The 15,391-nt window shown below is 60.3% G+C and carries 12 protein-coding genes; 6 read left to right on the forward strand and 6 right to left on the reverse strand.

The features are described from left to right. Positions 1–10: 10 nt before the first annotated feature. Complete coding sequence (locus HMPREF2875_RS10760) at positions 11–1,933, reverse strand: solute carrier family 23 protein (RefSeq protein WP_070673043.1); 1,923 nt, start codon at positions 1,931–1,933, stop codon at positions 11–13. A gap of 393 nt (positions 1,934–2,326) precedes the next feature. Here HMPREF2875_RS10760 and HMPREF2875_RS10765 point away from each other — a divergent pair, with 393 nt between their 5' ends. The 5 genes from HMPREF2875_RS10765 (at position 2,327) to HMPREF2875_RS10785 (ending at position 8,194) form a co-directional block, all read left to right on the forward strand. After that, on the forward strand, positions 2,327–4,420 hold the full coding sequence (locus HMPREF2875_RS10765) for a pyruvate formate lyase family protein (protein ID WP_070673045.1): 2,094 nt from the start codon (positions 2,327–2,329) through the stop codon (positions 4,418–4,420). 37 nt (positions 4,421–4,457) lie between these two features. After that, complete coding sequence (gene grcA2, locus HMPREF2875_RS14095) at positions 4,458–4,709, forward strand: autonomous glycyl radical cofactor GrcA2 (RefSeq protein ID WP_042532094.1); 252 nt, start codon at positions 4,458–4,460, stop codon at positions 4,707–4,709. Beyond that, positions 4,710–5,579, forward strand: coding sequence for a pyruvate formate-lyase-activating protein (gene pflA / locus HMPREF2875_RS10775; RefSeq protein ID WP_070673047.1), 870 nt, complete (start codon positions 4,710–4,712; stop codon positions 5,577–5,579). Between the two features lie 4 nt (positions 5,580–5,583). Beyond that, complete coding sequence (locus tag HMPREF2875_RS10780; RefSeq protein ID WP_070673050.1) at positions 5,584–6,834, forward strand: alpha/beta fold hydrolase; 1,251 nt, start codon at positions 5,584–5,586, stop codon at positions 6,832–6,834. A gap of 157 nt (positions 6,835–6,991) precedes the next feature. Then, the gene (locus tag HMPREF2875_RS10785; protein WP_070673051.1) at positions 6,992–8,194 is read left to right on the forward strand and encodes an SPFH domain-containing protein; all 1,203 of its coding nucleotides are present in this window, start codon (positions 6,992–6,994) and stop codon (positions 8,192–8,194) included. Between the two features lie 96 nt (positions 8,195–8,290). Here HMPREF2875_RS10785 and HMPREF2875_RS10790 read toward each other — a convergent pair whose 3' ends face one another. The 5 genes from HMPREF2875_RS10790 to HMPREF2875_RS10810 all read right to left on the reverse strand — a co-directional run bounded on the left by HMPREF2875_RS10790 (position 8,291) and on the right by HMPREF2875_RS10810 (position 15,181). After that, positions 8,291–9,991 (reverse strand): ABC transporter family substrate-binding protein, encoded by a 1,701-nt coding sequence (locus tag HMPREF2875_RS10790; RefSeq protein ID WP_070673054.1) that lies wholly within the window; start codon positions 9,989–9,991, stop codon positions 8,291–8,293. A gap of 45 nt (positions 9,992–10,036) precedes the next feature. Continuing rightward, the gene (locus HMPREF2875_RS10795; RefSeq protein ID WP_070673056.1) at positions 10,037–12,019 is read right to left on the reverse strand and encodes an ABC transporter ATP-binding protein; all 1,983 of its coding nucleotides are present in this window, start codon (positions 12,017–12,019) and stop codon (positions 10,037–10,039) included. Next, entirely contained in the window at positions 12,016–13,101 is a 1,086-nt protein-coding gene (locus HMPREF2875_RS10800) for an ABC transporter permease (RefSeq protein ID WP_070673058.1), read from the reverse strand. The genes HMPREF2875_RS10795 and HMPREF2875_RS10800 overlap by 4 nt, the downstream gene beginning before the upstream one ends. After that, positions 13,102–14,085 carry an ABC transporter permease gene (locus HMPREF2875_RS10805; RefSeq protein WP_070673060.1) on the reverse strand — a complete coding sequence of 328 codons (984 nt, stop codon included), beginning with the start codon at positions 14,083–14,085 and terminating at the stop codon, positions 13,102–13,104. A gap of 328 nt (positions 14,086–14,413) precedes the next feature. Then, positions 14,414–15,181, reverse strand: a complete 768-nt coding sequence (locus tag HMPREF2875_RS10810; protein ID WP_070673062.1) for an HNH endonuclease family protein — start codon at positions 15,179–15,181, stop codon at positions 14,414–14,416. Positions 15,182–15,218: 37 nt separating this feature from the next. On the opposite strand from HMPREF2875_RS10810, the gene HMPREF2875_RS13745 reads away from it, so the two are divergent. Continuing rightward, positions 15,219–15,389 (forward strand): hypothetical protein, encoded by a 171-nt coding sequence (locus HMPREF2875_RS13745; RefSeq protein ID WP_168165582.1) that lies wholly within the window; start codon positions 15,219–15,221, stop codon positions 15,387–15,389. Positions 15,390–15,391: the final 2 nt, after the last annotated feature.

The following is a 15,391-nucleotide window of genomic DNA, read 5'->3' on the forward strand; positions in this document are numbered from 1 at the left end:
TGACCTTTGGTCACTCCACCTCGGTGAACTTGCGGTCCCAGTAGGCGCGTACCGGGTTGGCATCGGCCAGCAGGATATCGAAGCGGTCGTTGGCAATCTCGATGATTTCGCTCAAGATGACGCGCTGCTCCAGCTCGTCGGAGTTGGCGAGGCGGCGCACGCCTCCGTCGATGACGCGGTCGGCAGAATCGTTGGTGTCTAGGTAAGCCACGAAGGGCATGTCGAATCGTTCGCGGTAGGCCCGGGAGACGTCGATAAGCTGCTGTGTTTGGACATCATCCAAGTCATCGAGGGCCAGTGACCCGCGGTCGGCGGAGATGGTGGCGGCCTCGGTGACGTCGGCAAGCAGCAGCTCATCCATGGCCGGGTAGTCGTGGATGAGGGCACGGCGCTGCTCACGCGGCGCGGTCAGCACGGCGACCTGGATGGCCTCACGCAGGCGGCTGACGTCGTCGAAGGGACGGGACTCCCAAGCAGCCTCCAGAGGCCACGTCTCGTTGTTGAAGAGCGGGCGCAGTGCGCCGACAAACTCGTCGCGCTCCATGGTGTTGAGCTCGGTGAGAGACACCCCTTCGCCGTCGATGCGGCTGATATCGTCACCGGATTGCGTACCGATGTGGAAGAACAGCAGGTTGAGCAGAATTGCTGTAATCGCACCGATGGACATGCCGGAGGAGACGAAGATCTGTGCCCATTCTGGGAAGGCCGCTGCCACGTCCGGCTTGAAGGTGACGAGCATGGCCAGTCCCAGTGCGGTGGTGACAATGGCGGCGTTGCGGCCGTCGGTGATGTCTTCCTTGGCAATGGTCTGCAGGCCGGCCCAAGCGACGTTGGCAAAGAGCGCCAAGGAGGCGCCGCCGAGGACCGGGGAGGGAATGGCTGCCACCACGGCAGCTGCCTTGGGCAGCAGGCCCAGAATAATCATGAAGCCGGCGGCGGACACGGCAACCCAGCGGGACTTCACACCGGTTAAGCGAACTAGGCCGACGTTCTGCGCGAAGCAGGTGTAGGGGAAGGAGTTCATCACGCCGCCAAGGGTGGTGGAGAGGCCATCGGCGCGAATGGCACGCACAACGTCATCACGCTTGATGCGCTTCTTGACAATCTCACCGGTAGCAAAGACATCGCCGGTGGTTTCCACCATGGTGATGATCATGACGATGATGAGGGAAAGAATTGCCATGATGTCGAACTTCGGCATACCGAAATAGAAAGGCGTGGTGATACCGATAGCATCGGCCTCACGCACGCCATCAAAGGACGTATCACCCAGTGCCAAGGCCACGCCCGTGCCGATGACGAGGCCGAGGAGCACGGAGAGTGTGCCTAGGAAGCCGCGGAAGAAGCGCTGCACGATAATAATGATGGTGAGCGTGCCGAAACCATAGAGAAGGTCGCGCGAGGCGGGGGTGGCGTCAGCGTAGTTCACGAAGTCATTGGCGGAAACCGCGAGCAGAGATGTACCCATGACCAGAAGTACAGTGCCGGTGACAATTGGTGGGAAGTATTTGAGCACGCGCCCAAAGACCGGAGCGGCGAAGAACGTAAAGATGCCGGCGGCAATAATTGCGCCATAGATCGTGGGTAGCGGCTGGTCACCTGCACTCATGCCAATGGCAATGATGGGGCTTACCGCTGTGGTGGTCACGCCTTGGATGATGGGAAGACGGACGCCAATGTGCTTGCCGACGCCCACCGCTTGGATCAACGTGGCCAGACCACAGGTCAATAGGTCGGCGTTGATGAGGTGAATCGTGGTGGCCTCATCGAGGCCCAAAGAACCAGCGATGAGCAGCGGTACGATGACTGCGCCAGCGTAGAACGCGAGTACGTGCTGGAGACCGAGAGCCGCCAGCTTGGGCGCTGGCGGAACAACATCCACGGGGTGAGTTGGGGCAGTGGCGGGGCTAGCAGTAGCGGCGGTGTCAGACACGCGAAGAGCTCCTTGTTGAAGGGCGAGATGAGGATACTGCGCATAACAATAGAGCGCGGCGTGGACACACACCAAGAAGGGGCTTGAGCTGGCCCAATTAACGGGAAAAATGTGACGTATGACACTTGCGGGGGTAGCCTACCCCCGCGGGTCAACAGTACGGTCGTTACCCATGGATCCGGTGACCAGCGGGGTGCCCACAAAATGGCGTTTTTAGTGATTTGTCCCATAAAACGCAGGATATGAGCATTTACAGCTTTGCCCTTACTATGGGCTACAGAGAGGGGTTCGGTGACAACCGTGATGGCCGAATCGCCCGTGAACTGGAGTCACCAAAACCCTTCTGTGGCAGATTTTCCACACGTCGTATGAAGTACGAAGGGAGTCATTATAGTGACCACCGCAACTGAGCAATCCGTCCAGTTTGAGGGATGGAAGGGCTTTGAAGAAGGCCCGTGGACCGAGAGCATCGACGTCCGCGATTTCATCCAGCGCAACTACACCCCCTATGACGGAGATGCTTCCTTCCTGGAGGGCCCGACCGAAAAGACCAAGCGCGTCTGGGAGCACCTGGAAGAAAACTACCTGTCCATCGAGCGCAAGAAGCGCATCTTCGATGTCGACACCCACACCCCAACTGATATTGACGCTTTCCCCGCTGGCTACATTTGCGAAGAAGATGACGTCATTGTCGGCCTGCAGACGGATACTCCGCTGAAGCGCGCCATGATGCCGAATGGTGGCTGGCGCATGGTCAAGCAGGCTATCAAGGAGGCCGGTAAGGAAGCCGACCCTGAGGTGGAGAAGATCTTCACCCGCTACCGCAAGACGCACAACGATGCCGTCTTCGATATCTACACCCCGCGCATCCGCGCTGCTCGTTCCTCCCACATCATTACCGGTCTGCCGGATGCTTATGGCCGTGGCCGCATCATCGGTGACTACCGCCGCGTGGCTCTCTACGGTGTGGACTACCTCATCGCTGAGAAGGAAGCGTCTAAGCATGCAGTGGGCGATGCCGGATTCTCCGAGCACTGGGCTCGCTACCGCGAAGAGCACGCCGAACAGATCAAGGCTCTGAAGAAGCTCAAGGTTATGGCTGAGTCCTACGGCTTTGACATCTCCAAGCCGGCCAAGACCGCTCACGAAGCTGTCCAGTGGACCTACTTTGGCTACCTGGCTTCCATCAAGTCTCAGGATGGCGCCGCCATGTCCATCGGCCGCCTCTCCGCCTTCTTCGATTGCTACTTCGAGCGCGACCTTGCCGCTGGCATCATCACTGAGGAAGACGCTCAGGAGATCATCGACCAGCTGGTGCTCAAGCTGCGCATCGTGCGCTTCCTGCGTACCGAGGATTACGACCAGATCTTCTCTGGTGACCCGTACTGGGCAACCTGGACCGATGCTGGTTTCGGTTCTGACGGCCGCCACATGGTCACCAAGACCTCCTTCCGTTTGCTGCAGACCCTGGTCAACCTTGGCCCGTCGCCGGAGCCGAACATCACCATTTTCTGGGATCCGCAGTTGCCGGCTGGTTACAAGGAATTCTGTGCTCACATCTCGATTGAGACGTCGTCCATCCAGTACGAGTCCGATAAGCAGATTCGTGAGCAGTGGGGCGACGACGCCGCAATTGCCTGCTGCGTGTCCCCGATGGCCGTCGGCAAGCAAATGCAGTTCTTCGGCGCCCGTGTGAACGCCGCTAAGGCCCTGCTCTACGCCATCAACGGTGGCCGCGACGAGGTCAGCGGTAAGCAAGTCGTGGACGGCTACGAGGCTATCCAGGGCGATGGCCCGCTGGACTTCGACGAGGTCTGGCAGAAGTACGAGGAGATGCTGGACTGGGTTGTGGGCACCTACGTTGAAGCCCTCAACATCATCCACTACTGCCACGACAAGTACGCCTACGAGGCCATCGAGATGGCGCTGCATGATTCTGACATCGTGCGCTCCATGGGCTGCGGTATCGCGGGTCTGTCCATCGTGGCTGACTCCCTCTCCGCCATCAAGTACGCCAAGGTCTACCCGGTGCGCGATGAGACTGGTCTCATCGTGGACTACAAGACGGAAGGTGACTTCCCGTTCTACGGCAACGATGATGACCGCGCCGATGACATCGCCGCCACCATCGTCCACACCGTGATGGCGAAGATTAAGGCCATCCCGATGTACCGCAACGCCATCCCGACCCAGTCTGTGCTGACCATTACCTCCAACGTGGTCTACGGCAAGGCCACCGGTTCCTTCCCGTCTGGCCACCAGGCAGGTACTCCGTTCGCCCCGGGCGCAAACCCGGAGAACGGTGCAGACAACCACGGCATGGTTGCTTCCATGCTGTCGGTGGGCAAGCTGGACTACAAGGATGCGCTCGACGGCATCTCGCTGACGAACACCATCACCCCGTCCGGTTTGGGCCGCACGCCTGAGGAACGCATCACCAACCTGGTGGGTGTCCTCGACGCCGGCTTCATCATGGATTCCAAATAAACCACTTTCACACCACTTCCGAAAAGGAGAAAACATCATGGCTACCCCAACTTTCGACGAGCGTCTCGCAACCATGAAGGCCAACCGTTCCGCCAACAACATGGACTCGGGCCTCTACCACGCCAACATCAACGTCCTGGACAAGTCCACCCTGGAGGACGCTGTTGAGCACCCGGAGAAGTACCCGAACCTCACTGTCCGCGTGTCTGGCTACGCAGTGAACTTCGTCAAGCTGACCCGCGAGCAGCAGCTCGACGTCATCTCCCGTACCTTCCACCAGGGCTCCTAAATGGCAGATGGCATTACCGGCGTCGTCCACCTGTCCCCTGAAGAGGGTGACAAGGTGCGCGGCGCCGCCGCCGGTTTGGGCACAAATAATGACCTCGACGAGTTCAGCCGCCCGGAGTTGATGCAGGCACGCCGTTCTGGCGACATTGCCCTCGTTCACTCCTGGGAGCTGGTGACCGCCGTTGATGGCCCTGGAACCCGCATGACGGTGTTCATGTCGGGATGCCCGCTGCGCTGCCAGTACTGCCACAACCCTGACACGATGGAAATGAAGGTCGGCACTCTGGAGCGCATCGAAGACGTGGTCAAGCGCATTAAGCGCTATAAGCCAGTCTTTACCGCCTCCGGGGGCGGACTGACCATGTCTGGCGGCGAGGCGCTGTTCCAGATTGCGTTCGCTCGGCGTTTGCTCAAGGAGGTCCACGACGCGGGTATCCATACGACGATTGACACGTCGGGATACTTGGGCGCGCGCCTGCGCGATGAGGACTTGGACAACATTGACCTCGTTCTCTTGGATGTCAAGGCTGGTGACGAGGAGACTTACAAGGAAGTCACGCGCCGCGAGTTGCAACCCACCATCGACTTTGGTGACCGTCTCAATGAGATGGGCAAGCCGGTGTGGATTCGCTTCGTGCTCGTCCCTGGCCTGACGGATTCCCCAGAAAACGTCGCCAACGTGGTCAAAATTGCGTCCCGCTGGAAGAGCAACGTCGAGCGAGTCGAGGTACTGCCTTTCCACAACATGGGCGCGGACAAGTGGCACGAGCTGGGCTACCCGTACACTCTCGAGGACACCAAGCCACCTAAACCGGAAGACGTTGAATCTGTCCGAGATGCGTTCCGTAAGGAGGGTTTCGTGGTCTACTAGAAGCATGAAACGCTTCGGCCACACCATCAAGGAACACACTCTCACCGTCCCTTGGGATTATGACAATCCCGCCGCAGGTTCTTTCGAACTCTACGCGCGCGAGATCATCCCACCGGGCGGTGAGAACTACCCGGCACTGCTCTATAACCAGGGCGGGCCGGGTTTTCCGTCTCCGCGGCCGGTTGGTGCTACCGGGCTTATCGGGAAGGGCTTGGAGCGCTACCGCTGGATCCTCTTGGACCAGCGTGGCACTGGGCGCAGCCACCGCATCGATGAGCTCAGCCCGGCTGAAGATCGCAGCGCTGCGCGTCTGGCGCAACTGCGCCAGGAGAACATCGTGCGCGATGCCGAGCGCCTGCGTGAGCACCTAGGGGAGGAGTCCTGGGATCTCTTCGGCCAATCCTTCGGGGGATTCATCATCACCGCCTATGCCTCACTGTTCCCCGATTCCATCGGGCGTGCCTATCTCACGGGTGGCTTGCCCACCTTGACCAAGGGGGCGGATGACCTCTACCGCACGACCTTTGCCAAGCTCAAGGTCCGCCATGAGCGCTTCTACGCCCAGTTCCCGTGGGCTCAAGCGCGCGTCGAGGAAATCCTCCACCACCTAGACAACTCGGAGGAGCTGCTGCCGACAGGGGAGCGCCTGTCTGCGCGCCGCTTCCGCACCATCGGTATTGAATTGGGCCGCGGCACTGGCTTTGATTCTTTGGCCTACCTGCTGGAGCAACCTTTCCGCACCGTGAGTGGCGAGAAACGCCTGCGCTCGGACTTCCTCAACGATGTCGGGCAGCGCGTCAGTTTTCAGGCCGGGCCTCTCTACGCGGCGATTCATGAATCCATCTACGGTGGCGTCGGCGGCCAAGCCGTTACAGGCTGGGCGGCGCACCGCATCCGCGAGGAGTTTCCCGAGTTTGCTGAAGTCGGCACGTACCTTACCGGCGAACACATCTTCCCCTGGCAATTCGACGAGGACCCAGCGTTGCGCCCCTTCAAAGAAGGCGCGGAGGAGCTGGCTGCGCATGAGTGGACCAGCTCCCCGTATGATCCCGCAGTGCTTGCCGACGTCCCCCTGATCGCTGCTGCCGCCATCTACCTCGACGACATCTTCGTCCCCTTCGAGGATTCCATGGCAACGGGGGAGACCTACCGTGACCTGCGTCCGATGGTGACTAATCATTTCCAGCACAACGGGATTGCTGAGGACGGTTCGGGGATTCTGGACGAGCTCTTCCGATTGGCCGACGAGCGCTGAGGGCGAGCGCTCGGGAGGAGCGGCTAGGGCACTCGGGGCGCAGGCGTAATGCTCATGAGCAACGATTGCTGGGGAGTGCTCCACGCAGCCTCGTGGCGGGTGTCACGTTATGGCAAAATAGTTGCGAAAAGTGAACTGATCCTAGAAAGGTTAATCCATGGGTCCCCTCATTGTCTTTGGCGTGATAGTCCTGCTTCTCGCCGCCCTCGCTTTCGATGGCTTCTTCATCGTCCGTACGAAGGAAGCTGCCATCATTGAGCGTATGGGTAAGTTCGTCAACGTTGCCCACGCGGGCTTGCACCTCAAAGTGCCGTTGGTCGACCGCGTCCGCGCCAAGATCAGCCTGCAGATTCGCCAGCTCGACGTCATGGTGGAGACAAAGACCAAGGACAACGTCTTCGTTCAGATTCCCGTGGCGGTGCAGTATGAGGTGGTTCAGGGCAGCGAGCGTCAGGCCTTCTACACCTTGTCCAATCACGAGCAGCAGATTGTGGCCTACGTGCAGGACAACGTTCGCTCGTCTGTGGCGAACATGGACTTGGATGATTCCTTCTCCTCCAAGGACACCATTGCCCGCAATGTAGCGATGTCTTTGCGCGATAACATGGCTGCCTACGGCTGGAACTTCGTCAACACCCTCGTCACTGATATCCGCCCGGATGCCCGTGTGCGTGAGTCCATGAACTCCATTAACGCCGCACAGCGAGAGCGTGAGGCTGCCGTGGCTCAGGCAGAGGCCGAGAAGATCCGTGTGGTCAAGGAAGCTGAAGGTGCGGCTGAGGCCAAGAAGCTGCAGGGTCGCGGTGTGGCTGACCAGCGTAAGGAAATTGTCGAAGGTATTGCCCAGCAGTACGAGCTGCTGCGCGCTGCTGGTGTGGAGGAGAACCCAGAGACCCTCATGCTGGTCTCCCAGTACCTCGACGCCATGGTGGACGTGGCAGACCGCGCACACACCAACGTGCTCTACATGCCGTCGAACCCGGGCGGCATGCAGGACCTCTTCAGCGGTATGCGCGACACGCTCCTGTCCACCAACGCTATTAATGAAGCCCCGAAGCCAAAGGTGCCGGCCGGTGAAGCAAAGCACAGCCGTGAAGATGCAGCTGCTGCACGTCGCCGCCGCGAGGAAAAGGAGCGCCGTGAGCGTGAAGAGCGTGCCAGCCGCGATGCCGAAGTCATGGAGCAAGCCAAGCGCGCCCAGCAGCAGGCCCAAGGACGTGTCCAGAATGCACAGCAGCAGGGCTTCGGTAACATGCCGGGCTTCCCTGCGCCTCCGCAGGGCAATGGCCAGCCGCAGTCCGCGCGTGATTACTTCAACCAGCTGCGCAATCAGCTCAACCAGAACAACAACGGCAACTAAACACTGCTCGTAGCAGCGATGAAGGGCCTTCCCGATATGCCGGGAAGGCCCTTTTACTGTCCTAAGCAGGGAGGTCTGCCGAGGACGGGACGCTACTTACTTGGTGTAGCCGATGTTCTCCACCTCGATGACGGCGAAGGAGTTGGCGCCGAAGTTTGCGATATCGGGGTGGGTCGCAACCATGGCCGGTCCGTTGAAGATAGGAATGATGCCATACTGTGCCAGTGCTTCCTTCTCCAGCTTGTTGGCTTCCTTGATCTGCTCGTCTGGGTCGGCGATCTGGGAAAGCTTGTCGATCTTCTTGTCTAGTTCTGGTGTGCCCGTACCGGAGCGGTTGAGCTGAGAGCCGGTGCGGTAGACCTGGCCGAAGTAGGCCACACCGAAGGGATCACCGGAAGAGAATCCCATAGGCAGAATGTCGAAGTCATAGGAGGACGTGATTTCGGAGAAATCAGCGGCTGGGCGTTCCTCTACCTTCAGGTCCACGCCGATGTCCTTCATCATCTTCTGGGTGGCAGTGGCTTGGGCCTTGCCAGTGGAAGAATCACCCAGCAGCGTGTAGCGCATGGACAGCTTCTTGCCGTCCTTCTCGCGGATGCCGTCGCTGCCTTCCTTCCATCCGGCCTCATTGAGGAGCGACTTAGCTTTCTCTGGGTCGAACGTGATGACCGCGCCAACGTTGTCCTCATAGCCCTCTTGGGTTTGGTAGAGGTTGAAGGAACCTGGCAGGTCCTCGGTGTAGCCGTTGAGGCCATTGAAGCGGATCTCAGACAGCGTGGAGCGGTCGATGCCGGCCATAATGGCCTCGCGCACCTTAATGTCGGCGAGAATCTCGTTCTTGGAGTTGAGCGTATAGAGAGACTTAGACGGAGCCATGGCGGTACGAATCTCGATGTCCTGCATGTCCTTGACGGCAGCCAGACGCTCCTTGTTGCCTACGCCAGTTGCATCAATCTCGCCGGCCTTGAACGCGTTGATGGAGGCCTGATCTTCCATCTGGCGGTAGGAGACCTTCTCCAAGAAGGGCTTATCACCCCACCACTTCTCGTTCGGGACGAAAGTGGCGCTGCCGCTTTGGAAGTCGACGTTCTCTACCTTGAACGGGCCCGCTCCCCACTCGGGGTGCACCTTGCCTAGGTATGCCTCGTTGAACTTCTCCGTGGAATCAACCTGCGGCGGGAGCAGGATGTTGAACAGACCCTGCCACCATGGGTATGCCTGCTTGAAGGTGATGACGGCCTGCTTGTCGTTCTCACCCGGCTTGACCGACTCGATGAGCTCGTAGCCATCGGTGGAGGAGACATTGGCCTCTTTGTTCTCACCGTTGTTGAACTTCCAGGTGTTTTCGAAGGACTTCCAGTCAATCGGGGTGCCGTCGTTGTACTGCGCCTTCTCGTGGATGGTGAAGGTGACGACGGTCTTACCGTCCTTCTCCTCGTCCTTGACGTCCGTGATGTAGTCATTGTTGACATGGAACTCACCCGCGCCGTCGAAGAGGCCAATTTGCGGGTTGTAGTACTTCCAGACGTCGCTGGTGTAGCGGGTACCGTCGGCCTGGAAGGGGTTTTGCTGCTGGGAAATCTCATCAATGGCTAGGCGCAGCTCGCCGCCCTCCTTGAGCTCGGAGCGGTCCTTGGGGTTATAGGAGCCGTCCAGCTTGACGTCGAGCTTCTCGCCGGAGGCGGAGTCGCTCGAGCCATCAGAGCTGCCGGAGCCGCCATCGGAGGCGCAGCCGGTGAGGATGAGGGCAGAGGCGGTAACCACTGCGAGAGCGGTCCTGCGGAGCTTCATATTCATATTTGTGTCCTTTCGAGAGGAAACATGGAGACGGGGAGTATTTAGTTATAAGTCTTGTTGAGCCGGGGATTCGGCGGGCTGGTAAATCTCGCGTACCCGGTCACGTTCCACGGCTGGGTCCGGCACTGGGATGGCGGAGAGCAGCGCGCGGGTATAGGCGTGTTGCGGGTTGTCGAAGACCTCGTCCGTGGGGCCGTATTCCACGAAGTCGCCCTTGTACATCACGGCGACCTTGTCGGAGAGGTGGCGCACCACGGAGAGGTCGTGGGCCACGAAGACCAGGGAAATACCCAGGCGGTTCTTCAGGTCGTGCAGCAGGTTGATGATGCCGGCCTGGATAGACACGTCGAGGGCGGAGACGGGCTCGTCGAGTACGACGATGGAGGGGTTGGTGGCGAGCGCACGGGCCAGACCGATGCGCTGGCGCTGGCCGCCGGAGAAGTGTCCGGGGAAGCGGTCCACCTGGTGGGACTCAAGGCCGACGAGTTTCATCAGCTCAGCCACGCGCTGGCCGACGTCCCCCTCGTACCCCAGCGACTCCAGCGGCTCAGCGATGATCTCGCGGATGGTCATGCGCGGGTTGAGCGAGCTCATTGGGTCCTGGAAGACGATCTGGATGTCCTTGCGCAGCTTGCGGCGTGCCGACGCACTCAAGCCGGACGTGTTGGTGCCGTTGACCACGATGGTGGAGCCCTCCGGCGGGTTGAGGTCCATGATTTCCAGCAGTGTGGTGGTCTTGCCAGAGCCGGATTCGCCCACGATGGCGAAGCACTCTCCCTGGTGCACGTCGAAGCTGACGTTCTTGACCGCATGGACGGTGCCGACGCGGCGCTTGAGAATCGCTCCCTTGATGAGCGGGAAGTCCTTGACCAGGTTTTTGACCTCCAAGGTAACCGGCCGCTGCTCGTAGGGAGTATCGCCCAAGGTATCGGCGGAAATCTTCGGCAGTGGGTACATGCGCTCGCCGCCAATCGTGCCGTCCTCAATTTCATCGGAGCGTAGGCAGGAGGCGAAGTGGTTGGGGGCGTCGTCAAGCGCGCGCAGCTCTGGCTCCACGGTGCGGCACTCATCCTTCACGACCGGGCAGCGGTCGGCGAAGGGGCACTCGGCAGCAACCTCGATGAGGCGTGGTGGGGTACCGGCGATGGGAGTGAGTGGCTCATCGGTGGCCTTGTCCACGCGCGGAGTGGAACCCAAAAGGCCAACGGTGTAGGGCATTTTGGGGTGGTTGAAAATGGTGTCGACATTGCCCAGCTCCACCGGGCGCCCGGCGTACATGACGAGGACGTCGTCAGCGGTGCCGGCCACGACACCCATGTCGTGGGTAATCATGATGACCGCGGCGCCAGTTTCGCGCTGCGCGACCTTGAGGACCTCCAGGATTTGGGCCTGGATGGTGACGTCGAGGGCGGTGGTGGGCTCGTCGGCGATGATGACGCGCGGGTTATTTGCCATGGCGATGGCGATGACCACGCGCTGGCGCATACCACCGGAGAACTCGTGCGGGAAGGACTTCACGCGCTTGTCAGCCTCCGGGATGCCGACGAGCTCGAGCAGGCGAATAGCTTCCTTTTCCGCTTCTTTCTTGGAGACATCGCGGTGGGTTTGGATTGCCTCGATGAGCTGGTCGCCGATGGAGAACACCGGAGTCAGGGAGGAGAGCGGATCCTGGAAGATCATGGCGATGTCCTTGCCGCGGATCTTCGACATGTCCTTGTCGGTCTTGCCGATGAGCTCGGTGCCGGCATAGACCACAGAACCTTCCACCTTGGCGTAGTCGGGCAGCAGGCCCATAACCGCCATTGAGGTGACAGACTTACCAGAACCGGACTCGCCCACGATGGCGAGGGTGCGCCCAGGCGTGAGATCGAAGTCGACGCCACGCACCGCGTGGACGGAACCGGCCTCCGAGGGGAAGGTGACGGACAGGTTACGCACGGACAGTACTGGCTCGGTGGACGAAGCGAAATCGCTGCCGCGGCTAGCCGGGACGGCGTTGGCGGTGTGTGCAGTATTCTGCGGGGTCATGCTCGGCCTCCGGAGTTCGAGTTGGGGTCAATAGCGTCGCGCAGGCCGTCGGCGATAAATGCCATGGACACGGTCAGCAGCGTGAGGATGCCTGCAGGGAAGTAGAAGAGCCAGGGCGAGGCCTCGACAGCGTTGGCGCCGCCGGCGAGGAGGGTGCCCAGGGAGACGTCGGGAAGCTTCACGCCCAAGCCCAGGAAGGACAGTGCGGTCTCCGACATGATGGTGGACACCACGCCCAGGGCCGCTTGGATGATGAGCAGCGAGCCGATGTTGGGAACCACGTGACGGAAGATGGTGCGCAGGCGCGAGACACCCATGTAGTCCGCGGCGCGGACGTAGTCGTTCTCGCGGACACTCAGCGCCATGGCCCAGATGACGCGTGCGGGGTACATCCAGCCGAAGGCAATGAGAACGACGATGAGTAGTTTCCAGTCACCGCCGGAATCGGAGACCACCAGGGCGATGAGCAGGAAGGTCGGGATGGCCAGCAGGAAGTGGATGACGGCCAGGATGACCTTTTCCACCGCACCGCCGTACATGGCTGCGGCCGCGCCGATGAAAGCGGACAACACCGTGGAGGCTAGCGACACGATGAGCGCGATGATGAGCGAGCGGCCCAGGCCGTGGACGGTCTGCGCGAAGAGATCGTTGCCGGAATCGGTGGTGCCGAACCAGTGCTCGGAGGATGGCCCGGTGGCCAGGTTAAAGAAGTCCGGCTCGTCGAAGGACCACGGGGTGAGGTAGCTACCGAACATCGATAGCAGGGCCAGCAGCACGAAGATGACGAGGCCGATGGCAGCAGCTTTGTTGCGGAAGAAGCGGCGCACGTAGAGCTTGAGCTTTGAGGTGCCGCGGAAATCGCTGCTGGAAAATTGCTTGCGCTGTGCGTCATCGACGTCGACGCCGGAGCCGAGTGCGGACTGCGCACTGGGCTCGGTTTGTGGTGAAAAGTCAGCCGTGGCGGCATGCGGGCGCACGCCGAGGTTGTCCGCTGCGGTGTCGATAGCGAGGTCGTTGCGGCGGTGGCGCTGCGGCTGGCGCGCCGCGGAGCGTGGGGTGGTGGATTTCTTCTCTGGAGACATTTAGCTCACCCTTACTCGCGGGTCGAGGGCTACAACGACGAGGTCTGCCAGGATTGCGGAGAAGGCAATCATGACGGCACCGAAGGCAGCAACGGCAGTGGTGCCGTTGATGTCGTTGCGGCTAATGGTTTCGATGAAGTACTGGCCCATGCCCTTCCAGGCAAAGATGGTTTCCGTCATGATGGCGCCGGTAAAGATGCCGGGGACGGAGAAAGCCACGGAGGTAGCCACCGGAATGATGGAGGTGCGCAGGGCGTGCTTGCGGATGGCTTTGGAACGGGTCAATCCTTTAGCGCGGGCGGTGCGCACATAGTCGGCGTTCAAATTATCCAGCAGGAGGGTTCGCTGCATCATGTGGTAGCCGGCGTAGCTGATGATGATGAGCGAGATGGACGGCAAGATGAGGTGTTGCGCCATGTCTAGGAGTGTGGGGAAGAAGCCTTCGACGCCGAGGCTTGAGGCTCCTGTCACGTAGACCACGCGGTGGCCGGTGACGCGGTTGATCCACAGGCCACCAGCCACGACCAAGATGGAGGCCACGACGACGTGGGTGTTCATGGTGATGATGGAGACGCCCTGCCAGAAGCGGTCGGAGGCTTTGTACTGGCGGGAAGCGGTATACACGCCGAGGCCTACGCCGATCACCACAGACAAGATAGTGGCGACAAGGAGCAGTTGTGCGGAGACGAGGGCGCGGTGCGCGATTTGCGCGCTGACCGGGTCACCAAGAGGGGAGGTACCCCAGTCCCAGTGGAAGAGGATGTTAGACAGCCAGCCCCACCAGCGTTCCACCAGCGGGGTTTCCGGGTTAAGCCCGAGCGGGGTGAGGATGCGACTGATCTCCTCGGGCTCTAGCGGTGGGTTGCGGCTCATGTAGTTCGATCTGGGATCGAGGAATGTAGCGGCCAGGAGGTACGCGATATTAGTCGCGAGGAAGATGACTACCAGCCAACTGGCGGTCTTCTTGATGATGTACTTGAACATCACGGTTCCTTCGCAGGTGAATTTTGGCAAACAACTCTTGTGAGAAGCACGACGCATTAACGCCGATCTTGTGACCTAGACCTCAGACTAGGTGCTGTATCACATAATAAAAGAAATGTGAGCCAGCTAAAGAATAATGATTATTTTTCTTTCATGAGGGGGTAGTTGCCCGGCCTGGGCTCTGTATTAATTGCATACTGATAGGCCTATAGGTATTTCTGCGAAGTGGGCAAACCGGCATGCTGCGCATGTTGTTCGCAGGGCCGTTAACCTGTGTTAATGCATAGGGGGCGGGTGAATAATATGCGGGGGAGGAAGGGGGTAGCCCTCAACACTCCTGCAGGAGGTGGCTGAGCGCTTCTTTCTCTGCCTCGGTCACCCACACGCCATATGCCGCCTTCACCTCAACGATGCGCTGTGCATACTCACAGCGGAAAGGCTTGTGGGGCGGCAGCCATGTGGCGGCATCGCCGGCGCCCTTCTGTTGGTTAAGCGGTCCGTCGACGGCGAGGAGATTGCGAGGATCATTAGCAAAATTGCGGCGCTGCTCGGGCGACCATTGCTGGGCGCCTTTCTGCCAGGCGTCGGCCAGCGCGACAACGTGGTCAATCTGCACGGCCTCGGATGTCCCCGCCCCACGCTGAAAGTCGATGACCTGCCCGGAGTATGGGTCATCCAACGTGCCGGACATCGCTACACAGTCAAAGGTGCCTTCCTTGACTATGAGATTATCCAGGTCACGGCGGAGGATGTCGTTGCGAGTATCGCAGCCATTATGGCCAAACTCGACGGTGACATCGTCGGACCACGCCTGCCCAAACTGCGCGCGATCGTAATCCGTCATCGGCGCGCGGCCTTTGACCTCCAGGGAGTCCAGCGCGGCCAAGGCTTTAGACACCTCGCGTCTGTCTGCGTCAACCTCGGGACTGTCCTCCTTAGGAGTGCTCGTGGGCTCCTCGCGCGTTGATGAGGGCGCGTTGCCCTGCGCAGTGTCTGACTGCTCGGTCGGGGAGGAGAGCAGGAGGCCACACACCACCAATGCAGCAACGAGGACGTTGAGAAGAGCTGCGAGAAAGAAGGGGGTGCGAGAGGCCATGACGCATTGATCCTAGTGGGTAGAATCTGATGTCGGTATGAGTATCGATATGTTCTTTGACGAGTACCTCGCTGAACGTGGCCTGTCCCGCTCGGCCGAGGTCGTTCCGGACCACGCCTGCCAGGTCTTTTGCGGCCTGCCCAAGCCCCATACGCAGCCCTCCCTTGAGGAAGCGGCGCAACGTGTAGCGCGTGTGTTGGGGGAATAGCG

The organism is Corynebacterium sp. HMSC078H07, assembly GCF_001812805.1.
GTDB lineage: Bacteria > Actinomycetota > Actinomycetes > Mycobacteriales > Mycobacteriaceae > Corynebacterium.